The sequence below is a fragment of the Luteibacter sp. W1I16 genome (genome assembly GCF_050434905.1).
Lineage (GTDB): Bacteria > Pseudomonadota > Gammaproteobacteria > Xanthomonadales > Rhodanobacteraceae > Luteibacter.
Map to the genome: position 1 here is coordinate 3,102,662 of NZ_JBNDJJ010000001.1, position 23,450 is coordinate 3,126,111.

Genomic DNA, 23,450 nt, shown 5'->3' on the forward strand with positions numbered 1-23,450 from the left:
GATTTTCATGCAGGCCATTTTCGATCTCGTCCGCGACGTGCCGGACTTTCCACGCCCGGGCATCATGTTCAAGGACATCACGCCCCTGCTCGCCGACGCTTCCGCCTTCGGCGCCTGCATCGACGCCTTGTGTGAACCGTGGCGTGGGCAGGGCGTGGGCGCCGTCTGCGGGATCGAGTCGCGCGGTTTCATTTTCGGCGCGGCCATGGCCCGGGCGCTCAGCGCGGGTTTCGTCCCCTTGCGCAAGTCCGGCAAGCTGCCACCGCCGGTCGTGGGCGTGGACTACGGACTGGAGTACGGGATGGACCGCCTGGAAATCGGCTCGCAGGCGCTCGCGCCGGGCGAGCGGGTGATCGTCGTGGACGATGTCCTCGCCACCGGCGGCACGCTCGAAGCAGGCCGCCGCCTCGTGGAGCGCCTGGGCGCCGAGGTGGTCGGCGCCAGCGTGGTGATCGAACTCGGGGGCCTGAACGGCCGGTCCAGGTGGCCGTCGCCGTTACCGCTGCACGCGCTGATGATCTACTGACCGGGCCGTGTCAGCGGGCCTGGTGGATGTCTTCCACCAGGACGATCTCGCAACCGCCCGCACCGGTGTCCTCGCGGGTGAGCGAGGTGTTCCAGTGCCAGCCGTCGTCGCGCTTCACGTCGACGAGAAACCCTTCGAACTGGATCAGTTCGCCAGGACGCACGTCGCGCAGTTCCCGCGCGATGGTGTCGTTCGCGGGAATCATGTGCATGTTCGCGCTGGAATCCTCGATCTCGTGGCGCGGGATCGGGTAATTGTCCGTGTACCAGTAATAGAAGCGGTTCGATTGCGAGATGCGGATACGGTCCAGCACGGTGCTGTCCGACATGCGCCCCCAACCCATGGCCAGGTCGGTAGGGGCGATCGGCGAGAGGTCGTCGAGCTGGTAGTCCTCGCGTGAGAGCACGCGGCCGGTCATGGCGAAGGTCGCTCGGGGCTTCAGCGTGAAGTGCCCGCGTGTGAGCGTGACACCGGCACCGACGTCTTCCTGGCTGGGTACGCCGTCGACCAGCACGCCGGGCGCGTTATGCACCGGGCGGTGCTGCCACCAGGAGTACGCGCCCCAGCCGCAAAGCAGGAGCAGGACGACAAGCCATACGCGCATTCAACCGGACCGTCAGGGGGATGGGATGGCAACGGCCGGCGCGCGTTCCGGTTGACCCGTGGCGAAGCCATGGGTGGTGAACAGCTCGGCGGGAACGTCGCGGATGATCGCCGCCAGGGCCTCGAAAAACGGTGTCATGGCCGAGCTCTTGCGCCAGAGCATGGCGATGCGCCGGCTCGGCGCGGGGGCTTCGAATTCGATCAGGCTCACGTTCGGCGACTGCGCCACGGGCGGCTTCACCGCCAGGGCGGGCAACAGGGTGATGCCGACGTTCGCCGACACCATCTGCCGCAGCGTCTCGAGGCTGGTGGCGCGGAAGCCGGACTTCTCGCCCGCGCCGGCCAGGTGGCAGACCTCCAGCGCCTGGTCACGCAGGCAGTGCCCGTCCTCCAGTAGCAGGAGGTTCTGTTCGGCCAGATCGTCCATGCGCAGCGAGGCGCGTGACGCCAGCTCGTGGCCGCTCGGGACCGCAAGCACGAAGGGTTCCTCGAAAAGAAATTCCACGTGCAGCGAGTCGTCGTGAACCGGCAGGGCGAGGATGCCGGCGTCGAGGGTGCCTTCGCGCAACATGTGCAGCACCTGTTCCGTTTTTTCCTCGCGCAGCAACAACTCCAGGCGCGGGAAACGCGTCCGCAGGTGAGGGACGACGTGAGGCAGCAGGTAAGGCCCGAGGGTGGGGAAGATGCCCAGGCGAATGGTTCCGGATTCCGGATCGCGGGTGCGCTGGGCGATCGACTTGATCTCGTCGATCTGTGAGAGCACGCCCCTCGCCCGGCGGGCGATTTCACGTCCCGTTTCCGTCAGGAGGACTTTCCGGGGCGTACGTTCCACCAGCGCGACGCCCAGTTCGTCCTCGAGTTTGCGGATCTGGGTCGACAGCGTGGGCTGGCTGACGAAGCTGGCTTCGGCCGCGCGGCCGAAATGACGGTATTCCGCCAGGGCGACGAGGTAAGACAAGTCACGCAGGTTCATGGCGACGGGCCCAGGGTGTTCGCAATAGCCTTAGCCTATCACATTGATGTCTACAATCGATTTGGAATATGTGTGGCAGGCGGCTAAGCTTGCGTTTCAGTCGCGTCACCAAGCGCGCGAAGAGTTCACCCAACCCTCAATGGAGAGTCGAAAGATGCTGAGCATTGGCGATAAGTTCCCCCAGTTCAACCTCAAGGCCGTGGCCGGCGGCCCGCTCGCCAACAAGATCGAAGACGCGTTCGTCGACGTGACGGACAAGTCTTACGAGGGCAAGTGGAAGCTGGTCTTCTCTTACCCGAAGGACTTCACCTTCGTCTGCCCGACCGAGATCAAGGGCTTCAGCGACCTGAACGAGAAGTTCGCCGACCGTGACTGCCAGATCCTGGCCGTGTCGACCGACTCCGAGTTCGTCCACCGCGCCTGGCGCATGGACCACGCCGACCTTAAGGATCTGTCGTTCCCGATGCTGGCGGACATCAAGAAGGAGCTGTGCTCGGCCCTGGGCATCCTGACTGACGAAGGCGTCGCCCAGCGTGCGACCTTCCTGGTCGATCCGAACAACGAGATCCAGTTCGTCTATGTGACGGCCGGCTCGGTTGGCCGCAACCCGGACGAAGTGCTGCGTGTGCTCGACGCGCTGCAGACGGACGAGCTGTGCGCCTGCAACTGGAAGGCTGGCGACGAGACCCTCAAGGTCGCCTGAGCCCCAGCGGTCGTAAGCCCCGCGCCGTAACCCTCTCCCTCCCCTGCGGCGCGGGCAGCCCCGGAGGCGGTGAAGTGATCTTCACCGCCTCTTTTTCAGACACGCCTCCGCGTGTTCCGCGTGTTCCGCGTGAACCGGTGCCTTGGGCGCCGAGCCATTCCGCGCCCCTTTTCCTCGTCAAGACACAGGTGCATCCATGAGCGTCGCCGATCTGCGCAGCAAGCTTCCCGAATACGCCAAGGACCTCAAGCTCAACCTCGATTCCGTGTTGAGCGAAGCGGGCGCCCCCGGCCTCAACCTGGCCCAGATCTCGATGGTCGCCCTCGGTTCGGCCTACGCTGCCCGCTATAAGCCGCTGACCGAAGCGATCGCCGCGTTCGCCGCCGAGCATGCGTCGGCCGAACAGCTGACCGCCGCCAAGGGCTCGGCCGCGATCATGGGCATGAACAACATCTACTACCGCTTCCAGCACCTGGTCAGCCACCCGGAATACGCCACGATCCCCGCCAAGCTCCGCATGAACGTCATCGGTGCCTACAAGGGCGACGCGAAGAACGACTTCGAGCTCGTCTCGCTGGCCGTCTCCGCCGTCAATGGCTGCGGCATGTGCATCGACTCTCACGACAAGGTGCTGCGCGATGGCGGCATCAGCGTGCAGGCCATCCAGAGCGCCGTGCGCATCGCTTCGGTGATCCACGGCGTGGCCGTGGTGCTCGAGCAGGCCGACGCGGCGGGCTGATCCCACCGTTTCATGATTTGCCCAGATAAGGGTCGGCACCGGCTACGGTGGGAGCAACTGTCTTTTTGCTTTGGCTCCTCAAGGTGCGGAAGATCGCCAGCCGACCTGATCACGGACCATGGCGTTGATGGCGGTGATGAAGCTGCGCATGCAGGCGACGAGGGCGACCTTGGCCAGCTTTCCGCGCGCCCGTAGGGCGCGATACCGTGCGCCGAGGGCGCTGCCCTTGACGCGGATGGCGGACCAGGTAGCCATGTAGAGCGCACGTCGGACGACCCATCGGCCGGCGCGGACGCGTCGAGGCCCGTCGCGCCGGCCGCTTTGGTCGACGTACGGCGCGACACCGACCAGCGCCGCGATCTGTTGTCGCGACAGTCGCCCCAGCTCGGGCAGGTAGGCCAGCAACGTCGCTTCCGTCACCGGTCCCACGCCGGGCACCTCGCGCAACCGTGACGCGGGCGCCGCCGCCGTCGTGGCCGTGGCGATGCGCTTGTCCAGGTCGGCGATCTGGACCTTGGCCGCCTCGATCATGGCCTGCAGGGCATGCCGTGCCGCGGCCAGCCGGGTCTGCGCCAGGCGGCGGCGGTTGTCATCGCGCTGTCCGACCAGTTGCAGACGGCAACGCAGCAACTCGGCCAGTTCCGCTCGCCCGGGCGAGGGCGCTTGATACGGTTGGGGCGTCACATGGGCGGCCATGCGGGCCAGGACCTGCGCGTCCAGGGCATCGCTCTTGGCGAAGTGGCCCAGGGCCCGTGCGTAGGCGGTGGCCCGGTGCGAGGCCAGGCGCGTGACGCAATAACCGGCCTGGGCCAAGGCGTCGAGAATGCCTCGTTCGTAACCGCCCGTGGCCTCGATGGCGATGTGCTGGACCGCCTGTGGCGCCAGCGCATCAAGCAACGCGCGGTGCCCTTGGGGCGAGTTGGCGAAGCGCCCGCCGGGGCCGCGGGGATGGCAGGCCACGTCCAGCGTGGCTTTGCCCACGTCGATACCTACAAAGATGCTCATGGCTTCACTCCGGAGTACGATCGGCAGTGAGAGCACCTCCACCATGCCCCGGCTTGTGAATTCGAGGTACGACTCGAGCAACTGTTCGGGCTGTAGTGGAGGGAGTGCGGCAGCCCTAGCTCCCACACGTGCTCGCAGCACTGCCGTCCATCGGCTTGCCGCACTCCGCTCTCACCTCCAAGCCTAGCCCTTCGGAAAGACACAAGCCGACCCTGTGGGCGAAAGGGCCGCGTCTTAACGCGGCCTTTCTCCATTCTGGAGGACTCTCCCCGCACATCCACACGCGGGGAGGGGTTCCAATGAGCTACGTCGATGGTTTCGTGCTGCCGGTTCCGATGGACCGGCTGGCCGACTACAAGAAGATGGCCCGCAAGGCGGGCAAGATCTGGATGGAGTACGGCGCGCTGGCGTATAGCGAGTGCGTCGCGGATGACGTGAAGCCAGGGAAATCCACGTCCTTCCCGCAATCGGTCAAGCTGAAGCCCGGGGAGACCGTGGTGTTCTCGTGGGTCGTCTACAACAACCGCCGGGATCGCGACCGCATCATGAAGAAAGTCATGGAAGATCCGAGGCTTGCGGAGTTCATGGACCCCAAGACCCTGCCCTTCGACGGCAAGCGGATGTTCTGGGGCGGTTTCAAGCCCATCGTCGAGTTCTGACGCGGCGCAGCGAAACAGGGGGTGCCTTCTGGCACTGTGTCGGAGGTCACCCTCTTCGCAGGATGGATGGATTACCCACAGGGGAGTCCCACCCGCCATGCGTCGTTTCGTCCGCCCTCTCGTTCTTACCGCGCTCGCCGCCTGCTGTGGTGCCGCGTTTGCCGCCACCACGGACGCGCCGCCCCTCGGCCACCTGCCTACCTGGGCCCAGCCGGAATCCTACAAGCTGTCGTTCAAGGTCGATCCGAAGCAGGAGACCTTCGCCGGCTCCTCGACGATCAAGATCAAGCTCAGCCAGCCGTCCGACTTCATCTGGCTGCACGGCAAGGAGCTGAAGGTCTCCAAGGTCACCGTGACCGATGCCGCGGGCAAGAAGCACGCCGGCAAGTACACCGTGGCCGCGGAAAAGGAAGGCGTCGTCCGCGTCGACCTCGGCGCCAAGCTCGAGGGTGAGATCACCCTCGCGATCGAATTCACCGCGCCGCTGAACAAGCAGTTGCAGGGCCTCTACAAGGTCTCGCATGAGGGCGTGCCCTATGCGATGACGCAGATGGAGCCGGTGTCGGCGCGCTATGCGTTCCCCGGTTTCGACGAGCCCTCGTTCAAGGTGCCGTTCGACATCAGCCTGACCATCCCCGCCGACGACCAGGGCGTGGCCAATACCGCGCAGGTCAAGGAAGAAAAAGCGGGTGCGGGCTGGAAGACGCTGACCTTCTCGACCACGAAGCCGCTGCCGACCTACCTCGTCGCGTTCGCGGTGGGGCCGTGGGACGTGGTGAAGGGGCCGGACATCATCCCGACCGAATTCCGTTCCACGCCGACGCCGTTGCGCGGTATCGCCGCCAAGGGCGAAGGCCACCGCTTGCAGCACGTGCTGGGCGAAACCAACTCGATCATCCACACGCTCGAGGATTACTACGGTTTCGGTTACCCATACGACAAGCTCGACCTGCTCGCCGCGCCGGACTTCAGCGCGGGTGCGATGGAGAACGCCGGCCTGGTCACCTTCCGTGACTGGCTGCTGCTGATCGATCCCGATTCGGCCGCGCAGTACGTGCGTGGCTCCTTCAACGTCAATGCGCACGAACTGGCCCACCAGTGGACCGGCGACACCGTGACCATGGCCTGGTGGGACGATCTCTGGCTCAACGAGGCCTTCGCCACCTGGATGCAGCAGAAGGTCACCACCAAGGTGCATCCCGAATACCGCGCCGACCTCGATCGCGTGCGCGGCGCCCAGGGCGCGATGAACAACGACAGCCTGGTCAGCGCGCGCAAGATCCGCCAGCCGATCACGGGCAATGGCGACATCGAGACCGCGTTCGACGGCATCACGTATCAGAAGGGCGCCGCCGTCCTCGGCATGTTCGAGGGTTATGTCACCGATCCGGTGTTCCAGAAGGGCATGCGTGCCTATATCCAGAAGCACAAATTCGCTAACGCGACGGCCGACGACCTGATCGATTCGATCGCCGAGGCCGCAGGTCAGGGCGACGCGTTCAAGAAGGCGTTCCGCAGCTTCCTCGACCAGTCGGGCGTGCCGTACGTCAGCACCGAAGTGAAGACCGAAGGCGGAAAGACCGTGTTGCACCTGTCGCAGAGCCGCTACCTGCCGCTGGGCAGCACCGGCGACTCCAGCCGCGTCTGGGGCGTGCCGATGTGCGTGCGTTACGGCACCACCGGCGGTGCGAACAAGGTGAAGTGCGAGCTGCTCGACAAGGCCACCGGCACCATGGTGCTGGACGATGCGGCGAAGAACACGTGGGTGCTGCCGAATGCCGACGGCCGCGGCTACTACCGCTTCGCGCAGAGCAAGGCCGACCTGGCCGCGCTGTCGAAGGTGGTCGGTTCGCTCAGCGACGCGGAGCAGCTGGCTTATGCCGACGCCGTGCGCGCGGGTTTCCAGCATGGTGACCTGGACGCCGGCGACGTGTTGGCCGCGTTCAAGCCGCTGACGTCGTCGAAGACCCGCGAGGTGTTCACGGCGCCGCTGATGACCTTCAACTGGATTCTCAACAACGAAGCCACCACCGACGCGCAGCGCGCTCACCTGCGCAAGTGGGCGACCGACGCGTACCTGCCCAAGCTCAAGGACCTGGGCTTCAAGAAGAAGGCGGGCGAGCCGGACAACGACACCATCACTCGCACGGCACTCGCCGGCTTCCTTGCCGACGACGACATCGCGCAGCCGGAAGTCCGCGCGGAAATGCTGAAGCAGGGCGACGCCGCGCTGAAGATGAAGGACGGACATCTCGATCTGGAAGCGGCTGATTCGGATCTGCTCGCCGACGCCCTGGGCGTGGCGGTGCAGGAACGCGGCGCACCCGCGGTCGACGCGCTCATCGCCGAGATCCCGAAGACCTCCGACCCGGCGAAGCGGAACGCCATGCTGTCGGCGCTGGCATCCACCAAGGATCCGGCACTGGCCAACAAGGTTCGCGACTTCGCGCTCGGCAAGGACGTGAAGGTCGGCGAGATGGCCATGGTGCTGCGTGGCGGCCGTGGCTCCGAAGCGACCCGCGCTGACCTGTGGAAGTGGTTCGTGGCCAACTACGACAAGATCGTGGCGCGCACGGGCAGCTTCGCGGGTGGCCAGCTGCCGGGTCTTGCCGGTGGCGGCGGTTGTTCGAAGGCCGAAGCCGACCGCCTGAGCGAGTTCTTCAAGCCGCGCCTGGGCCAGGTGAGCGGCGCGGAGCGTGGCCTGGCGCAGACCAGCGAGCAGATCCTGCTTTGCTCGGCGCAGAAGGCCAAGCAGGACCCGAAGGCGATCCTGCGCTAAACCGACACATGTTCGAGTAACGACGAGCCGGGCGAGCGATCGCCCGGCTTTTTTAATGGCATTGGCCGTTTCGTTAGGTCGGTGCCGGTGATGGCCGCTTGACGGTGAAGGTTTGAATTGGTGATTCTGTCTCAAGGGCATCGAGGGGGGATCAACATGAAGCGGAACGGTCGAGCTAGAACTGTGTCATGGCTGCATTTGGTTGGTTTGTTTTTCTTCTTCTCGAACTCCGTATTAGCTGCGAAGTCCGTTACGTACTTTTATACAGACTCGAATGGCAATGTGCTCGCTACGACGGACGCCTCAGGAAGTCTGATTACTGCAGATGACTACCATTCTTCTGGGGCGATAGCGCTCGGGCAAGGGCTGGCGGGCGCTTCATTCGCTGGGCACTATCGTGATGGTGAAACCGACCTTTTTTATATGCAAGCTCGCTATTACGACAGTGACATCTCGCGCTTTACGAGTCTGGATCCCGTAAAGCCTCGTCCGGGTGACCTGTTCAATTTCAACCGCCAGTCATATGCCAACAATAATCCATATAGGTATGTAGACCCGGACGGTAGGCAAGTTTTCGGTAGCGCCGAAGTCGCGAACGGAAAATATATGTCGCCAGAAGAGTCTAGCTACTTTCTAGAGTCGACACTGTGTGGATGTGATCCGGACTGGAGGCCGCCACCTGGAAGCGGGGCTGTTCAAACCGTCGTCACACCATTCGAATTCGGGGTCGCTAGGGCCGCTGTTCGTTCGGCCGACTTGGCTCTCAATGTGACCAGGGCGATAGTTCCGGCGGAAGAGGCGCAGCTAACCCGGGTACTCGTCGAACGCGGGGCGACGCGCAATAGCCCCGGACAGGTTCGCACTTCAGTTTCGCCGCTGAGCGCACAAAAAAATCTAACTGCGAACGGGTTCGCTCGCACTACGAGCAAGGATGGAAGCGTAGTAATGATGAGCAAGGATGGCACAAAATACACTTTCTACGACAAGGCCTCATCCACCGGTGGGGCTTCGGCATCGGTGCAGGTTGATGGGCAGGTGGTGGTTAAGATTCGCTTTAACGAGAAGCTAGACTAATGGACATGTCTGAACTTAAGAGACGTCTTGCGCAATGTATCCGCTGGGGGCGCAGCTTTCCGGAAGGTGTCTTTTCACGCGAGGGATTATCTCACCATTATTTTTTTGAAACTCCCATCCTCGGACGACATGACCTCGCGCAAGAACTGGAAAGGCTTCTAGTGCCTCTGGCGTCGAGTGACATTGTCGTGTCGGTCGGATACGAAAGGGATGGCACCTTCGATGAGTTCTATGCCGATGTCACCACATGGATCTCGCACGGAGCTCATCCTTTTAGCGGTGCGGGTGCAAAGGCCTATCGTGCGAACATACCTAGCGGCGCATGGGATGGCCTGATCGTCGCTTCGTCCTTGGATGATCACTGGATCCTGTTCGAAGATCCGGCAGAGCCCATTGGTGTGTTAGCAACGAGAGACTCGCTTGCCCCGTCGATTCCCGACCCGGATCTGGTTTTCGAGGTGAGGCGGTTCCTTGAATTGATAGATGCGCCATCATTGGGGTTAACGGAGGCAGCGAGGCGGACCTTCCGGGTAACCTACGCGAACGAGGTGCGGTAGCGCACCGCCAGAGCATCAGGCTGAGCTAACCTAGCCAACATGAGTCCTAGGTCTACCTCGTCAGATCCTCCACCGCGCGTCACCGCGCGCGACGTCGCGGAAGCCGCGGGCGTGTCCATCTCGGCGGTGTCGCGTACGTTTACCGAAGGAGCGAGCGTCTCCGCGAAAACCCGCGAGCGCGTGCTCGAGGCCGCCGCCGCACTTGGCTATCGGCCTAACCATCTGGCCCGCAGCCTGATGACAGGCCGCACCGAACTGATCGGGCTGGTATCCAATCATTTCGGGAACCCCGCGTTCATGGAGGTCTTCGACCTCTTTACACGTGAACTGCAGGCTCGCGGCCTGCGCCCGCTCCTGGCAAACCTCGGCGAGGATGAAGACGGCAGCGCCGCCCTGGACATGTTGCGCCAATACAACGTCGACGCCGTGGTCATCGCGACGTCGGCACCACCGGCGAGATTCGCCGCGTCTTGCCGTGCGGCGGGACTGCCCGTGATGCATGTCTTCGGCCGGGCAGGGAGGTCGTCGCCGGTGCCCGTGGTGACGGTCGACAACGTGGCCGGCGGACGGCTGGTCGCGGAGGCCATGCGCCGGCGCGGCCTGCGCAGGTTGGCTTTCCTGGGGGGCTCGGCGCATGACGCTTCCACCATCGACCGGAACAAGGGATTTGCCGAGATCGCAGGGAAATTACTGCGGGAGGCTATCCATGCCGGGGATTACACGCATGAACACGGCCGTCTCGCGATGCACACCTTGCTCGATCGCGATGACACGCTGGACGGGGTGTTCTGCGGCGACGATGTATTGGCCCTGGGCGCGATGGATGCCTGCCGCGAGCGCGGCGTGGCGGTTCCCAACGACGTGAGCGTCGTCGGCTTCGACGACATGCCGCTGGCTGCCTGGGCTTCTTACTCCCTGACGACGGTACGCCAACCCATCCGTGGGATGGTTTTGCACGCCATCGAACGTATCGTGGCGTGGATGGACGATCCGGCGGCGGTGCCGCGCAACAAGCTGTTTTCCTGCGAGCTGGTGAAGCGGGGAAGCCTTCTGTAAACGACCGGCCTCACGGTGAGACCCAACGCCTTTCGCGGTTCGATGTCAGCGCCGCGGCGATCACCTTGTCCACTTCGTATCCATCACGAAACGTCGGCCATACCGATTCACCCGTGGTCACCGCATGCAGGAAGTCGCGCGCTTCGATCGCGATCTGTTCGTTGTAGCCGGTGCCGTGGCCGACGCCCTGGTTGAAGGCGAGATAGTCGGGATGCGCCGGTCCCATCAACAGCTTCTGGAATCCCCGCCGCGCCGGCTCGCGTGAGGCGTCGTAGAGCCATAAGGCATTCTGGTCTTCCTGGTCGAACGCGATGGCGCCACGCGTACCGGTGATCCGGTAGGTGTAGCCCATCTTCCTGCCCGCGGCCATGCGGCTGAAGCTGATGCTACCCGTCGCGCCATTGGCGAAGCGGAGCAGCATCTGGCCCTGGTCGTCGTTCTCGACGGTTTCGGTTCCGTGCGGCCCATCGCGACGTGGCTGCACGATGGTCATATCGGCTACCAGGCTTTCGATCGGGCCCACGAGGCGCAGGCACGCGTTGACGATGTGGGTGGCGACGTCGCCCAGTGCGCCGGCTTCGGACCCGGTCGCGATACGGGTCCGCCATGAAGCGGGAAGGGCAGGGTCGTGCAGATAGTCCTCGACATGCTCGGCCGTGACCTGGATCACCTCGCCGATCTCGCCCGACACGATGATCTGTCGCGCCAGTTGGCTGGCGGGCGTGCGGATGTAGTTGAAGCCGACCATGTTGGGCATCCGTGCGCGTTCCACGGCTTCGGTCATGGCTCGCGATTCGTCTACGTTCATGCCCAGCGGCTTTTCACAGAACACCGGCTTCCTCGCCGCGACGCAGGCCATCACCATCGGATGGTGCGTACGTGGCGGTGTCGCGATGACCACGATATCCACTTGGGGATCGTCGACCAGGTCGCGCCAGTCCCCCGTGGAACGGGCCCATCCCCAGCGCCTGGCGACGTCTGCGGCGCCTTCCTCGGTCGAGGTGGCGATCATCTCGCATACAGGGCGGCGGGCCGGCTCGAACAGCGCCCCGACACTCTGGTATGCCACGGTATGCGCTTTCCCCATGTACCCGGCGCCGATCAGGCCGACGCGTAGCTGGCTCTTCATGGGCGGGATCCTGGCCGAGGTCCATCGACTGTACGTATGTTGCGGCGCAATTTGCAAGCGCTTGCAAAACGGCCTAGCGTAAAGGCATACATCGTCGCCATCCCCTTGCCACGCCGCGTGCAGCGGCAGGAGTCATGCAATGGCCGCCTCCGCGCAAACCCTCCCCCGCCCCTCAGCACCCCTTCGTGTCTTCACCCCCGAGAGCCTGGACACCGGCGCCATCGTCGACGAACTCCTCGATGGCCAGGGCGCCGTCGTCTTGCGCGGCCTGTTCACGCCTGCGGAAATCGCCGAGGCGCGGGCGATCGTCATGCGCGAGTCCGACGCCGACGAAAACGGCGGCAAGGTGACACATTTCCAGGGCGACGCCGAGCGGGCAGGGCGTATCAGCCTGCAACGCCGCGTCTGGAACCTGCTGGCGAAAGGCGACATCTTTTCCCACATGGCGGCGCATCCGGCGATCATGCAGGTCATGCGTGCCTTCATCGGCAGCGAGTTCATCATGGGTTCGATCGCAGCCAACCGCATCCTTCCCGGTGGCCCCGGCCAGGAGCCGCATATCGATTATCCCTACTGGGATTTCCATTCCCCGGCCACGCATCCGGTGCGGATCAACGCGAGCTTCCCGCTCAATGCGCAGGCGACGATCATGCTCGATCCCTTCACGGAGGAGACCGGCGCGACCGCGTTCGTACCGGGATCGCAGCGCGAGCTGCGCTATCCGGATGAGAGCGATCGTTTCTTCGAACGTTGCAAGCGCATGCTTGGCGAACCGGGCGACACCGTGATCTTCTTCGGCGCGGTCTGGCATTGCGCCATGCCGAACCGAAGCGGCATCGACCGTTCGGCGATCATCACGCAATACCTGCCGAAATTCGTGAAGCCCATGGAGAACATACCGGCGGCGCTGTCCGAGGCGTTCGTGAAGAGCGCAAGTCCGGATATTCGCCAGCTGCTCGGACTCAACTATCCCTACCCCGAAATCCTCGATGCGGCACGCGGAGGCAACGCTGAAGGGCGCGACGTGATGAAGGCGCGCTAGAGACGGTTCACCAAGCCGCCCTGGTGGGAGCCGATCCTATCGGCGATTCCGCGCCAGCGGGCCAGGTTACGGCAAGCACCCATCGCCGACAGGGGCGGCTCCCACCGAGCGGGTTCCACAAGGAGCTTGAAATCAGTGAGGTGCGGCTGTCGCATAGCGATGGATGAACGCCATCGTATCGGCCAGGACCGGCGCCTTGCCCTTCAATGGCCCGAAGGCAAGAAGCAATTCCTCGTGCCCCACGTTCGGATAGAGCTTCAACTCCACGGGCTCTCCCTGCGAGCGATATCTCCCCTCGAACGACACCGCTTCCGCCGGCGATACGATGGTGTCGTCCTCCCCCTGTAGCAGCAGGGCAGGCGGCTCGTCTCCGTCGACGAAATTGACCGGCTGCGACAGTGCTTGCTCCTCCGGCTCGTGACCGAAGATCTCGTAAAACTCGGGCTCGTCGAAGGGAATGAAATCATAGGTGCCGGCGACACCGATGAAGCCGGCGAGGTCGCGCGGTTTCATGCCCACCGCCGCGAGCCACTGCTTGTCGGTTGCCAGCATGGCGGCGATCTGTCCCCCGGACGAGTGTCCCATCACAAACAGGTGTGCCGCATCGCCACCGAAGCCGGCCGCATGGTCATGCGCCCAGCGCACGGCCTCGGCACCGTCCTGCAGGAATCCTTCCATGCGTACCTTCGGCCACGGACGGACGTCGGCGACGATGGCGACGACGCCCTGGGCGGCGAGCGCCTCTCCCATCCAGCGAAACCATTGGCGCTTTCCGGTCATCCAGCTGCCGCCGTAGAAATAGACGACCACGGGTGCGTGCGATGCATTTGTGGGGCTATAGACGTCCAGGGCGAGGTCGTTTGCCGGATCGAACACGATATCGCGATGCGCCGCCACGCCCGTCGACGGTTGCCGCGCGTTGACGGCACCGAAGAACGTGGCATGGCATCCGGCGAGGAGCAGGGCCGCGGAGAGCAGGGGAAGCAAGCGCATGGCGGTATTGTAGGGGGGGCGAACCACTAGAATCGCGGCATGACCGATATCCGCACGATCCTGCGCCAGGCCTCCGATGTGCTGGGCGACCGCCTCGAAGCCGAGTTGTTGCTGGCGCACGCGCTGGGCGTGAATCGCGCGTGGTTTTTCGCGCATGCGGAGGATGTCGCCGATGCAGAGGGCATGCGACGTTTCGATGCCCTCGTGCGGCGGCGGGCCACGGGCGAGCCCATCGCCTACATCACGGGGACGCGCGACTTCTGGTCGCTCACCCTGGAAGTCACGCCCGCGACACTGATCCCCCGCCCGGAAACCGAGTTGCTGGTGGAGCTGGCCCTCGATCGATTGCCCATGGGTGGCAGCGTCGTCGACCTTGGTACGGGCAGTGGCGCCATCGCGCTGGCCATTGCCAAGGAGCGGCCGGATGCCGCCGTGGTCGCGGTGGACGTCAGCACCGCCGCGCTGAACGTCGCGCGACGGAACGGGCGACGGCTTGGACTTGAGCGCGTGGAGTTCGTGCAGGGCGACTGGTTCGCGCCGCTGAACGGCCGGCGTTTCAACCTCATCATCAGCAACCCACCGTATATCGAAGCGGACGATCACCACCTGGGCGAAGGCGACCTGCGTTTCGAACCGGCCTCGGCGCTGGCTTCCGGTGCCGATGGCCTGGACGACATCCGGCGCATCGCTTCGGGCGCCGGCAAGCATCTATTGCAGGGCGGGACTGTCTTGGTCGAGCATGGCTGGAATCAGGGCGATGCCGTCAGGCGGATTTTACGGGAGGCGGGTCTCGCCGACGATTTCACGGCAAGGGATCTGGAGAACCGCGATCGCGTCTCCGGTGCCGTTCTCGGGTTTCGCGACGCCGCTCATCCAGCGACATGAGCCGCGTGTCCGTGCGGCGTCGTGTCCTCCTACCCATCCATGATGCGTTCGTTCGCAATTTCCTATTGACGGTTGCGCAGGAAGTTGCGTAACGTTTCCGAGCCCATCGACCGGGGGGGCGATGTCTCAGGGGAAACGGAATGTTCGACAGAATCTCGCCGCGCCGGATGGCGCCTTCTCATTTCGTCGTCGCTCGATACCCAGTTCCGTTCGGAAGCCGGTAACTCACTGATCCAACGAAGTTGAGGCGTATGTCGGGGGTAACTTCGTCCGCGAGTATCCCTGCGTCCGCCTTCTGAAATTCTATCGTTGCGTTGGTCATTGGCTGGCCAGCGCCTCCGCTTGCGCGCGCTGGGGAAAATGGAACATGTCGAAGTCGATGGCCTACTGGTCGGGGTGGCTTGCACTTGTTGCGGCCGTGTACGCGGCCGGTGCATCAGCGCAGGCAAGCAACACCACGCCCGAAGAGGAATACCGGAAGCTGATCCGGGTCAACGAGGATATCCAGCCCCTGGGCGAAACACCGTTCGGCGAAAACGTCAGTTTGTATGACGGTCGCCTGAGTTTCTCCAGTACCGATATTTCGCTTAACGGTACAGGCCCTTCGATCCAGATAAATCGCACGTTCCAGATCGAAAACTACGGTGATCTCGACCGCCTCAAGGACAATGCGTTCGGTGACTGGGACATGGAGGTGCCGCGCATCACCACCATCGCGGCGACCCAGCAGAATGTGCAGGGCTGGATGGTGCTAGGGCAATATCCTAAGCAGATTTGTACGCGCTTCGGTCCGCCTCCCGGTGTCAATGGAGTGCCTGGCGACGCATACCGTCACCCATGGCAGCCTCAAGACTGGTGGCATGGCTACCAACTGATCGTTCCCGGTGCGGGGTCGCAGGATTTGTTGGAGCGGAATAGCTATTACACAGTGATCCCACAAGTGGGGAGTAGCGTATTTCCGGCAATTACCAAGCAGAACTGGCAAGTTGGCTGTCTTGCTCAGGCAGTGAACGATAGCACTCGCGAAGCCTTTCTGGTCGTGGCCCCGGATGGCACTCAATACCGGTTCGATTACCTCGCAACACGATGGGCTTCCATCTTGTCACGCCCCATCGACACCTCGAGCATGTCGCTACGCACCTCGGAGTCCAGCGCTGTTTTTAGCCCCATGGCAGCCGCGGAACAGGACGATCTCTACCGGCAGGAAGCCTCGATGCTGGTGACTCGCGTGACCGATCGCTTCGGTAACTGGGTCAACTACAGCTACGACGCCGGAAAGCTGATCGCCATCGATGCAAGCGACGGAAGAAAAGTGAATTTCGCGTACGACGCGAATACGCGACGTGTGCACACGATAACCGTGCAAGCCGGATCGGCCAGTCCGCGAACCTGGACGTATAACTATGTGATCGGCGATTTCGGCATTCCGACCCTTACGTCGATTACTCAACCTGATGGTGCGTCGTGGCAGTTCAATATGGCGGCTATCTCGGCACGCTCAGGCCCCAATTTCATCAACAGCAATTCGAGTTCATGCAGCGTCCTGAGTCCGCCGACGAATGTGCAGGAGTTCACCGGGACAATCACGCATCCTTCGGGTTTGACAGGTACATTCGTTGTTAAACCCACGCGCCGTGGCCGATCTTATGTGACCAAGAACTGCTTTGGCGGCATGGTCGGCGATCCCGACAGCGGCTCGGCGTTGATGCCCAACGCGTGGTACGTCACTTCGATCGTCTCCAAGACATTTACCGGCGCGGGCATGCCTGCCAGGCGCTGGGACTTCCAGTTCTCCCCGAGCAACGAAAGTTGGGAGCAGGACTGTCCGTCGGGTTGCCAGTCCACCGTGTGGACCGACACGATAGCGCCTGACGGAAACACGACGCGTTCAGTTTTCAGCAATCGCGCTGACAAGACAGAAAGCCGGCTGCTCAGCACGACCCTGTATGCGGGTGCGGCGGGAGGTGCGTCCGTTCTGACGGAATGGGACGAATATGCCGAACCGACACAGGGACCGTTCCCTTCCTTTGTCGGCAACGAATTGCAGAAGCGCGTCAATACCGACCAAACGGAACGTTGGATGCCGGTGCGCAAGCATGTGCGCGTGCAGGACGGTAATACCTTCACGTCGGAGGTGGCCGAATTCGACGTTTTCGCGCAAGCGGTTCGTACCCGGCGTTCGAACGATGTACCAGGGCAGGTGCTCGTAGACGAACGAACGGATTTCTTGAATGACACCGCTCACTGGGTACTCGGCCTGCCGCTGAGAACCTACAACTACACGGCTAACAATCAAGCGGGCGAGGAAGTCAGCCGCAACGTCTACGACCCAGCCAGCCTGACCCTGTCCGAGCGCTACCGCTTCGGCCGCAAGGTGATGGGCTACAGCTTCAACGCGCAGGGCCAGCTGGCGAGCTTCACCGACGGTAACGGCAAGACCACCACGCTGGGCAACTACAAGCGCGGCATCCCGCAATCGATCGGTTACCCGGACGCCACCGCGCAAACGCTCAGCGTGGACGACTTCGGGCAGATCGCCGCGATCACCAACCAGGCCGGCGCGACCACGAGCTACGGCTACGACGCGATCGGCCGCCTGGCCCGCATCGACTACCCCGCCGGCGACGCCGTGGCTTGGGCACCGAAGACCTTCCAGTACAGCTACGTGGGCCCCGCACGCGGGGTCAACGGCAACCACTGGGTCCGCATCGTCTACCAGGGCAACAAATTCCAGCGCACCGACTTCGACGCGATGCTGCGCCCGGTGATGTCCGGCACGGCGCGGGCCAGCGACCAGGCCTTCTACGTGTCCTCGCGCACCGACTACGACTGGAAGGGGCGCAAGGTGTTCGAGTCCTATCCGGTCGACGGGGCGGTGGACCTGCCCAACCTCGTCGCCGGCGTGGCGACCGGCTACGACGCCCTGGGCCGGCCGACGAGCACCACGCAGAGTTCCGAGCTGGGCAACCTGACCACCACCACGCAGTACCTGTCCGGCGCGGCCAAGCGGGTGACCGATCCGAAGGGCAACGTCACCACGACCTGGTACCAGGTCTTCGACCAGCCCGCCTACGACAACGTGGTCACCGTGCAGGCGCCGGAGAACGTGCTGCAGACCATCGCCCGCGACGTCTACGGCAACCCGCTGTCGATCACCCAGGGCGGGGCGGGCCAGTCGGTCACCAAGACCATGACCTACGACAGCGCGCATCGCCTGTGCCGCACGTGGGAGCCGGAGTCCGGCAGCGAGATCCTGGCCTACGACGGGGCCGACAACCTGGCCTGGAGTGTGTCCGGGGCCTCCTTCAACGGTCCCGGCTGCGGCCAGGACCAGGTCGCCGAGGCGGCCCGGACGGTCCGCGCCTACGATGCGATGAACCGGGTCACCTCGGTGGTCTACCCCACCGGCACCGCGCCGAGTACCTTCACCTACGACGCCCTGGGCAACCCGGCCACGGCCACGGCGGGCACGGTCGGCTGGACCTTCGGCCGCAATAAGCTGGGCCTGCTCACCGCCGAGGTGCTGGCGGTGGACGGCTGGAGCTGGGCCCTGGGCTACGGCTACGACCCCAACGGTGCGTTGAGCACCGTGCTGTACCCGGACGGCGAGGTGGTGGCCTACAACCCCGACGCCCTGGGCCGGCCGGGCACGGTGGGCGGCTACGCCAACGGCATCGCCTACTTCGCCGACGGCGACGTGCGCTCGTACACGCTGGGCAGCGGTCGAAGCTACGTGGCGCAGAAGAACGCGCGCAATCTGCTGAGCAACTTCACCTACGGCCAGGGCGCCACGCTCCATGTCAGCGAGGACTTCACCTACGACGCCAACGGCAACGTCGGCCAGATCCTCGACCGGGTCAACGGCCAGCGCAGCAAGGTGATGGGCTACGACGGCCTGAACCGTCTGCTCTCGGCCACGGCGAGCAACCTGTGGGGCACGGAGAGCTACACCTACGACACCTTGAACAACATCCGCAGCCTGAGCAACGGCAGCGGCACGAACACCTATGCCTACGACGGCAGCAACCGGCTGACCGCGATCACCAACGGGGCCACCGCGGTGCATGCCTTCGTCTACGACGCGCGTGGCAACACGGTGAACAAGGACGGGCAGGCGCTCACCTTCGACCTGGCCAACCGGTTGACCGCGATCCCGGGCAAGGGGGAGTACACCTACGACGCGGCCGGTCGGCGGGTGAAGAAGGTCACCCCGGCGGGCACCACCTACTACGCGTACAACAGCGCCGGCCAACTGATGTGGGAACTGGACCCGGCCACGCGGCTGGGCAGCGAGTACGTCTACCTGGGCAAGAAGCTGGTCGCCAAGGCGACCGAGAACATCGACATCCTCAAACCCGCCCAGGTGAGGACGGCGCTGGCGATCGTGGGCGTGCCGCGCCTCTCGCTCGATGGCACGACCATCGACGTGACGCTGGACATCGCCAACAACGGCACCCGGCCGCTCACGGCCAATAGCCAATACCCGGTGCAGATGGGCTACCACCTGCTGGACAGTGCCGGTGCCGCGACCCAGCCGGAAGCGGGGGTGAACCTCACGGCCGACATCCCGGTCGGTGGCCACGGCACGATCACGATGCATGTCGCCGCGCCGGCGGTACTGGGCACCGGCAAGCGCATCCACTTCAGCCTGCTGCAGGCCGGGGTGGGCTGGTTCCAGGACTGGCCGAACAACACGACCGTGGACGCCGGCCCGTACTCGGCCTGTCCCACGGCCGGTACCGGCAATCTCTGCAACAACGTCACCGGCTTGATCCGCGATCAGGTCAACGTGACGTTGACGATCACCGCCGCGCCGTCGCTGTCGGCGGACGGGCAGAGCGTGCTGACCACGGTGGATATCGCCAACAACGGCAAGGTGACGCTGGCCTCGGCCGCGCCGCATCCAGTGAACCTGGGCAACCACATCATCGACGCGGCGGGCAACGCCGTGCAATTCGACGTCACCCGGCAGGGCATCCCGGAAATCGCCCCGGGTCAGCACGCGGCGGTAACGATCGCGACCCCGTCCTCGCTCCTGCTGGGCAGCGGGCGCAGGCTGCAGTTCGAACCGGTGCAGGAGGGTATCGCCTGGTTCCAGAGCTTCGGCTTCACGCCCCTGGTGGCCGGCCCGTACGTCTCCCTGAGTGGCGCGGGCAGCAGCACCAACGGCAGCGTCGCGATGAGCTGGCAGCCGATCGCCGGGGCGACCTCGTACACGCTACGGGAAAGCGTCAATGGTGGCGCGTGGACGACGGTCTCGGCCTCGACGGCGACGAGCTGGTCGAGCACCGGTCGCGCCACGGGCACCTATGGCTACCAGGTGCAGGCCTGCACCTCGGGCGGTTGCGCGCCGTTCGGGCCGACCTGGAACGTCAGTGTGCTGTTGCCGCCACCGGTGCCGGGCAGCGCCAGCGCCTCGGCGCCGATCCCTGGGCCGGTGACGTTGAGCTGGGCGGCAAGTGCGACGGCCACGCGTTATGTGGTCATCCAGCAGGTCAATGGTGGCGCCTGGACCACGGTGTATGACGGCGCGGCCACCAGCGCGGCCTTCGGCACGCCGGTCAGCGGCACGTACCAGTACCAGGTGCAGGCCTGCAACGGCAGCGGATGCAGTGGCTATCGGCTGAGCAACGCGGTGGGCATCACCTTGCCACCCACAGCCGCACCGGGAATAGCGGGGGGCGGCACCAGTATCAACGGTGCCTACACGATCAGCTGGAGCGGTGTGGCCGGCGCCACGTCGTACAACATCTTCGAGAATGTAAACGGCGGGGGCTGGACGCTGATCGGCAATACGGCAGGTGGCGCCTGGAGCCTTGGTGGAAAGCAAAATGGCACTTATTACTACGCGGTGCAGGCGTGCAACGCGGGGGGATGCGGTCCCTGGAGCGGTCAGGCCGTCGTCACCGTGGCGCTACCTCCGATCACGCCATCCGGCGTATCCGGCGGGCGGACAGGGCCGGGCTACAAACGTCAGTACGAGATCCATTGGAACGCGGTTGCCACCACCACGAACTATCAGATCGAACGGAACATTCCAGGAATTGGTACCGACTATCAGGACGCCGGTGCGACACCTTCGTCAATTTTTATCGAGGATACGGGCGAGGTGATAGGCCAGATCAGCATGCGCGTAAGGGCATGCAATGCCAGTGGTTGTTCTCCTTGGAGCGGGTATGTCTATGCAAGTTTCTGATGATAGGGCACCTGATTTTCGGCCACGGAAGGAGTTTTTCCGCCGCCTGAAGAGTTGTTTCAACATTTTCGTATGTATTGTTTTTCTCTCGACTAGTCTTAACGTGTTTGCGGGAAAAAGCATTTCTTATTTTTATACGGATGAGCAAGGAACGGTCTTGGCTATGACGGATGCCAGTGGTGGGGTGATCGCCTGGCAAGATTACAGTCCCTATGGCTCATCGGTAGCGAATAGCGGCGTTGATGGTCCCGGCTATACGGGGCATATCGGAGATAGCGAAAGCGGTTTGCTGTACATGCAAGCCCGATACTACGATCCATCAATTTCGAGATTCTTGTCGACTGACCCTGCGGTCTATGCACCTGGAATGATCAATGGATATGGCCGCTATCAATACGCATCGAGCAACCCGTATCGATTCACCGATCCAACCGGCATGGTCAGCTGCGGCAGTGGCATGAGTACGGCCGGATGTGCCTATCCGGAACCTCGCATTAGAGGTGAAATGCCATCGTCGTCCCCTTTTGCCTTATCTAGCAACGCCGAGCCGCCAGAGCAGAACGGTGGATGTGACACTTCTGAATGCGACGAGGTTCGGCAAACTCGGGCAAATATTATGCGCGACCAAGCAGATGCTTTGGAGAAAGCAGGTGCATTTGGTGCGAAAGAGGGCGCGATGATGATGGCTGGCGGCCTCTTGGGTAAGTTGGTGGGCCGTGTCGCGGGCGCTCTGCGAATTAGCGAGCGTGTCGCAGTGACCTTTGGGCGTAATGAGAACCAGGTGTTCCATGCATTTCGACATATAGAAGAAGCAGGCCTTTCGCGGAAAAGTGTAAGTGATGCTGTTATGACCGACTTGGCGAAAGTTTCAAGGCAAATTCAGTCGGGTCAACTGTACAGGGGGACGGTACAGGTGGATGGTGTGGAGGTTACGTATAATGCCTTTCGTACTCCGGCTGGCTCAATAAATGTCGGACGCATAACGACACCGGAGACTTCACCATGAGAGAACTTACTCCAGCTGAGCGCTCGCTTCTGCGGCACTTGATGGAAAGAGGTGGCTTAAGGCAGCCGGACGAGCGATGGTTGGCAGAAGTCAAGGTGGACGACCTGGACGATGGGGGTATGGGAAGTTACGTCATCGTCGAGCCAGCGAATCAGGGGCGCGGCCACTTGTCGAGTGAGGTCGAGTTTGACGATAGTGACGGTGTCAAGGTACTGGCGTCGTTATACGTCGATGCGAACGGTCATCCCTGTGAGGTAGATCTCTGGAAAGTTGATTTTTCCCCTCTAGTAACTTTGCCTCTACTTCAACGCAGGGAATGAGGAACATCAGAGCCCTGAGACAGGAAGATCATCCCCATGGGCGTGTCTGATGCGGAGAGGAGTTCCGGCTCGCTACAATCGTTTGCCGGATATCTCTCAATGAATACCCTACTTCGACTGTCGTTGCTGGTAGGCAGCTTCGTATTCGTGGCCTCCTGCGCGCCAATCAGGTCGAATAGCCGCCAGGATATCAGCCACCTCGTACGCGTCTCCGACAACCAGGCATTGAAGAGATTTGATGTCGAGCTCGAAAACACGTCGGCAGAGGCGTGGTGCATCGAGGAGGGTTCATGGCCGAACAGCGTTGGGTATCTTGATTCACATGGCCGTGATGTATGGGTCGAGGCGAATGGTCGGAACTTTCCCATCACGGAAAGGAACCTGGGTTTTTGCACGTCATTGTGCGATTTCCGCATGGCTCCGGGCGAAGTGATACGGGGGAATATTCCTTACGCGGAGTTTTCCCTTCCCGCATCGGTCGAAGCGCTGGAAAAGAAGTTGGTCATGTCGATCTGGAGTAAATCGTGTCATTAGATCCAGTGCCCCCTCGAAATGACTTGACCTGGGTCGCACCATGCGACTGAAGCAACTCTTGTCCGAAGAGGGTATTGAAGGGCTCGATCGGTTCGGCACGCTGCTGCTCGATCATGAGTCCCTGCTGCGGGCGTTGGATGTCTTGGTAGAGCGTAATGTACGTGCGCTGGGTGTCGAGGGATTTCACATGCGCGGCACGGACCTGGTCCCGGATAGCGGCATGATCGTGGACACCTCCGCGGCGAGCAGCGCACTTCAGGCGGTCGAGACTATCCGCGACATCGTCATCCAGCAGCACGATGGCAGGCGGATGTACGAGCTCGTATGCGACACGACGGCTTCACCATGAGGGAACTTAATCCAGCCGAGCGTTCGCTGCTGGTGTATCTGATGCGGAAAGGAGGGTTGGCTCGTCCGGGCGAGGCCTGGCTGGACGAAGTTCGCGTCGAGAATCTGGATAGCGATGGCTGCAGGGGAGGCTTTGTACTTCTGCGGCAGGCGGATCGCGATTTTGACCAATTGATTTCTGATGTCGACTTCACCGACCTGGACGGTGTACACGTGCTCGCATCACTGTTCGTGGATCGAAACAAGATTCCTTACGAAGTCGATATCTGGAAGACCGACGACACGCCGCTACTCGCATTGCCGACGTTTCCAAACTAAGGCGC

At 63.1% G+C, this 23,450-nt stretch carries 21 protein-coding genes; 16 read left to right on the forward strand and 5 right to left on the reverse strand.

What is annotated here, in order from left to right; all coding sequences use genetic code 11:
- Positions 1-7 precede the first annotated feature (7 nt).
- On the forward strand, positions 8-526 hold the full coding sequence (locus QFZ41_RS13610; RefSeq protein WP_429199260.1) for an adenine phosphoribosyltransferase: 519 nt from the start codon (positions 8-10) through the stop codon (positions 524-526).
- Positions 527-536: 10 nt separating this feature from the next.
- On the opposite strand, the gene QFZ41_RS13615 is transcribed toward QFZ41_RS13610, so the two are convergent.
- Positions 537-1,130, reverse strand: a complete 594-nt coding sequence (locus QFZ41_RS13615) for a hypothetical protein (RefSeq protein ID WP_429199261.1) — start codon at positions 1,128-1,130, stop codon at positions 537-539.
- A 12-nt stretch (positions 1,131-1,142) separates the two neighbouring features.
- The gene (gene oxyR, locus QFZ41_RS13620; RefSeq protein ID WP_429199262.1) at positions 1,143-2,102 is read right to left on the reverse strand and encodes a DNA-binding transcriptional regulator OxyR; all 960 of its coding nucleotides are present in this window, start codon (positions 2,100-2,102) and stop codon (positions 1,143-1,145) included.
- 154 nt (positions 2,103-2,256) lie between these two features.
- Here oxyR and QFZ41_RS13625 point away from each other — a divergent pair, with 154 nt between their 5' ends.
- Together QFZ41_RS13625 and QFZ41_RS13630 are read left to right on the forward strand one after the other, a co-directional pair.
- Positions 2,257-2,805: a peroxiredoxin gene (locus QFZ41_RS13625; protein WP_429199263.1), complete on the forward strand. Its 549-nt coding sequence runs from the start codon at positions 2,257-2,259 to the stop codon at positions 2,803-2,805.
- 196 nt (positions 2,806-3,001) lie between these two features.
- The gene (locus QFZ41_RS13630) at positions 3,002-3,544 is read left to right on the forward strand and encodes a carboxymuconolactone decarboxylase family protein (RefSeq protein WP_426285503.1); all 543 of its coding nucleotides are present in this window, start codon (positions 3,002-3,004) and stop codon (positions 3,542-3,544) included.
- Between the two features lie 78 nt (positions 3,545-3,622).
- On the opposite strand, the gene QFZ41_RS13635 is transcribed toward QFZ41_RS13630, so the two are convergent.
- Positions 3,623-4,549: an IS110 family transposase gene (locus QFZ41_RS13635; RefSeq protein ID WP_429197486.1), complete on the reverse strand. Its 927-nt coding sequence runs from the start codon at positions 4,547-4,549 to the stop codon at positions 3,623-3,625.
- 299 nt (positions 4,550-4,848) lie between these two features.
- Between QFZ41_RS13635 and QFZ41_RS13640 the strand changes: the two genes are divergently transcribed.
- From QFZ41_RS13640 to QFZ41_RS13660, 5 genes are all read left to right on the forward strand, one after another.
- The gene (locus QFZ41_RS13640) at positions 4,849-5,208 is read left to right on the forward strand and encodes a DUF1428 domain-containing protein (RefSeq protein WP_429199264.1); all 360 of its coding nucleotides are present in this window, start codon (positions 4,849-4,851) and stop codon (positions 5,206-5,208) included.
- A gap of 97 nt (positions 5,209-5,305) precedes the next feature.
- Positions 5,306-7,987: a M1 family metallopeptidase gene (locus tag QFZ41_RS13645; protein WP_429199265.1), complete on the forward strand. Its 2,682-nt coding sequence runs from the start codon at positions 5,306-5,308 to the stop codon at positions 7,985-7,987.
- A gap of 156 nt (positions 7,988-8,143) precedes the next feature.
- Entirely contained in the window at positions 8,144-9,061 is a 918-nt protein-coding gene (locus QFZ41_RS13650; RefSeq protein ID WP_429199266.1) for an RHS repeat-associated core domain-containing protein, read from the forward strand.
- A gap of 5 nt (positions 9,062-9,066) precedes the next feature.
- Positions 9,067-9,618, forward strand: a complete 552-nt coding sequence (locus tag QFZ41_RS13655) for a hypothetical protein (RefSeq protein WP_429199267.1) — start codon at positions 9,067-9,069, stop codon at positions 9,616-9,618.
- A 39-nt stretch (positions 9,619-9,657) separates the two neighbouring features.
- Positions 9,658-10,674 (forward strand): LacI family DNA-binding transcriptional regulator, encoded by a 1,017-nt coding sequence (locus QFZ41_RS13660; RefSeq protein WP_429199268.1) that lies wholly within the window; start codon positions 9,658-9,660, stop codon positions 10,672-10,674.
- A 10-nt stretch (positions 10,675-10,684) separates the two neighbouring features.
- On the opposite strand, the gene QFZ41_RS13665 is transcribed toward QFZ41_RS13660, so the two are convergent.
- Complete coding sequence (locus QFZ41_RS13665; protein ID WP_429199269.1) at positions 10,685-11,803, reverse strand: Gfo/Idh/MocA family protein; 1,119 nt, start codon at positions 11,801-11,803, stop codon at positions 10,685-10,687.
- A 139-nt stretch (positions 11,804-11,942) separates the two neighbouring features.
- Between QFZ41_RS13665 and QFZ41_RS13670 the strand changes: the two genes are divergently transcribed.
- A complete protein-coding gene (locus QFZ41_RS13670) occupies positions 11,943-12,845 on the forward strand; it encodes a phytanoyl-CoA dioxygenase family protein (protein WP_429199270.1) in 903 nt (300 codons plus the stop codon).
- 132 nt (positions 12,846-12,977) lie between these two features.
- On the opposite strand, the gene QFZ41_RS13675 is transcribed toward QFZ41_RS13670, so the two are convergent.
- Complete coding sequence (locus QFZ41_RS13675) at positions 12,978-13,838, reverse strand: alpha/beta hydrolase (RefSeq protein ID WP_429199271.1); 861 nt, start codon at positions 13,836-13,838, stop codon at positions 12,978-12,980.
- 39 nt (positions 13,839-13,877) lie between these two features.
- On the opposite strand from QFZ41_RS13675, the gene prmC reads away from it, so the two are divergent.
- From prmC to QFZ41_RS13710, 7 genes are all read left to right on the forward strand, one after another.
- On the forward strand, positions 13,878-14,723 hold the full coding sequence (gene prmC, locus QFZ41_RS13680) for a peptide chain release factor N(5)-glutamine methyltransferase (protein ID WP_429199272.1): 846 nt from the start codon (positions 13,878-13,880) through the stop codon (positions 14,721-14,723).
- 1,168 nt (positions 14,724-15,891) lie between these two features.
- Positions 15,892-20,919, forward strand: a complete 5,028-nt coding sequence (locus tag QFZ41_RS13685; protein ID WP_429199273.1) for a hypothetical protein — start codon at positions 15,892-15,894, stop codon at positions 20,917-20,919.
- Positions 20,900-21,925 (forward strand): RHS repeat domain-containing protein, encoded by a 1,026-nt coding sequence (locus QFZ41_RS13690; RefSeq protein WP_429199274.1) that lies wholly within the window; start codon positions 20,900-20,902, stop codon positions 21,923-21,925. Before QFZ41_RS13685 ends, QFZ41_RS13690 begins: the two co-directional genes overlap by 20 nt.
- Before the next feature lie 41 nt (positions 21,926-21,966).
- The gene (locus QFZ41_RS13695; RefSeq protein WP_429200241.1) at positions 21,967-22,245 is read left to right on the forward strand and encodes a DUF6984 family protein; all 279 of its coding nucleotides are present in this window, start codon (positions 21,967-21,969) and stop codon (positions 22,243-22,245) included.
- 99 nt (positions 22,246-22,344) lie between these two features.
- On the forward strand, positions 22,345-22,779 hold the full coding sequence (locus QFZ41_RS13700; RefSeq protein WP_429199275.1) for a hypothetical protein: 435 nt from the start codon (positions 22,345-22,347) through the stop codon (positions 22,777-22,779).
- A gap of 40 nt (positions 22,780-22,819) precedes the next feature.
- The gene (locus QFZ41_RS13705; protein ID WP_429199276.1) at positions 22,820-23,128 is read left to right on the forward strand and encodes a hypothetical protein; all 309 of its coding nucleotides are present in this window, start codon (positions 22,820-22,822) and stop codon (positions 23,126-23,128) included.
- Positions 23,104-23,445: a DUF6984 family protein gene (locus QFZ41_RS13710; protein ID WP_429199277.1), complete on the forward strand. Its 342-nt coding sequence runs from the start codon at positions 23,104-23,106 to the stop codon at positions 23,443-23,445. Before QFZ41_RS13705 ends, QFZ41_RS13710 begins: the two co-directional genes overlap by 25 nt.
- Positions 23,446-23,450 lie beyond the last annotated feature (5 nt).

What these genes read in the sequence shown, in the direction of transcription:
- QFZ41_RS13610 (WP_429199260.1), top strand. Translation starts at nt 8, where the DNA reads ATGCAGGCCATTTTCGATCTCGTCCGCGACGTGCCGGACTTTCCACGC.
- QFZ41_RS13615 (WP_429199261.1), bottom strand. Translation starts at nt 1,130, where the DNA reads ATGCGCGTATGGCTTGTCGTCCTGCTCCTGCTTTGCGGCTGGGGCGCG.
- oxyR (WP_429199262.1), bottom strand. Translation starts at nt 2,102, where the DNA reads ATGAACCTGCGTGACTTGTCTTACCTCGTCGCCCTGGCGGAATACCGT.
- QFZ41_RS13625 (WP_429199263.1), top strand. Translation starts at nt 2,257, where the DNA reads ATGCTGAGCATTGGCGATAAGTTCCCCCAGTTCAACCTCAAGGCCGTG.
- QFZ41_RS13630 (WP_426285503.1), top strand. Translation starts at nt 3,002, where the DNA reads ATGAGCGTCGCCGATCTGCGCAGCAAGCTTCCCGAATACGCCAAGGAC.
- QFZ41_RS13635 (WP_429197486.1), bottom strand. Translation starts at nt 4,549, where the DNA reads ATGAGCATCTTTGTAGGTATCGACGTGGGCAAAGCCACGCTGGACGTG.
- QFZ41_RS13640 (WP_429199264.1), top strand. Translation starts at nt 4,849, where the DNA reads ATGAGCTACGTCGATGGTTTCGTGCTGCCGGTTCCGATGGACCGGCTG.
- QFZ41_RS13645 (WP_429199265.1), top strand. Translation starts at nt 5,306, where the DNA reads ATGCGTCGTTTCGTCCGCCCTCTCGTTCTTACCGCGCTCGCCGCCTGC.
- QFZ41_RS13650 (WP_429199266.1), top strand. Translation starts at nt 8,144, where the DNA reads ATGAAGCGGAACGGTCGAGCTAGAACTGTGTCATGGCTGCATTTGGTT.
- QFZ41_RS13655 (WP_429199267.1), top strand. Translation starts at nt 9,067, where the DNA reads ATGTCTGAACTTAAGAGACGTCTTGCGCAATGTATCCGCTGGGGGCGC.
- QFZ41_RS13660 (WP_429199268.1), top strand. Translation starts at nt 9,658, where the DNA reads ATGAGTCCTAGGTCTACCTCGTCAGATCCTCCACCGCGCGTCACCGCG.
- QFZ41_RS13665 (WP_429199269.1), bottom strand. Translation starts at nt 11,803, where the DNA reads ATGAAGAGCCAGCTACGCGTCGGCCTGATCGGCGCCGGGTACATGGGG.
- QFZ41_RS13670 (WP_429199270.1), top strand. Translation starts at nt 11,943, where the DNA reads ATGGCCGCCTCCGCGCAAACCCTCCCCCGCCCCTCAGCACCCCTTCGT.
- QFZ41_RS13675 (WP_429199271.1), bottom strand. Translation starts at nt 13,838, where the DNA reads ATGCGCTTGCTTCCCCTGCTCTCCGCGGCCCTGCTCCTCGCCGGATGC.
- prmC (WP_429199272.1), top strand. Translation starts at nt 13,878, where the DNA reads ATGACCGATATCCGCACGATCCTGCGCCAGGCCTCCGATGTGCTGGGC.
- QFZ41_RS13685 (WP_429199273.1), top strand. Translation starts at nt 15,892, where the DNA reads ATGGCAGCCGCGGAACAGGACGATCTCTACCGGCAGGAAGCCTCGATG.
- QFZ41_RS13690 (WP_429199274.1), top strand. Translation starts at nt 20,900, where the DNA reads ATGTCTATGCAAGTTTCTGATGATAGGGCACCTGATTTTCGGCCACGG.
- QFZ41_RS13695 (WP_429200241.1), top strand. Translation starts at nt 21,967, where the DNA reads ATGGAAAGAGGTGGCTTAAGGCAGCCGGACGAGCGATGGTTGGCAGAA.
- QFZ41_RS13700 (WP_429199275.1), top strand. Translation starts at nt 22,345, where the DNA reads ATGAATACCCTACTTCGACTGTCGTTGCTGGTAGGCAGCTTCGTATTC.
- QFZ41_RS13705 (WP_429199276.1), top strand. Translation starts at nt 22,820, where the DNA reads ATGCGACTGAAGCAACTCTTGTCCGAAGAGGGTATTGAAGGGCTCGAT.
- QFZ41_RS13710 (WP_429199277.1), top strand. Translation starts at nt 23,104, where the DNA reads ATGCGACACGACGGCTTCACCATGAGGGAACTTAATCCAGCCGAGCGT.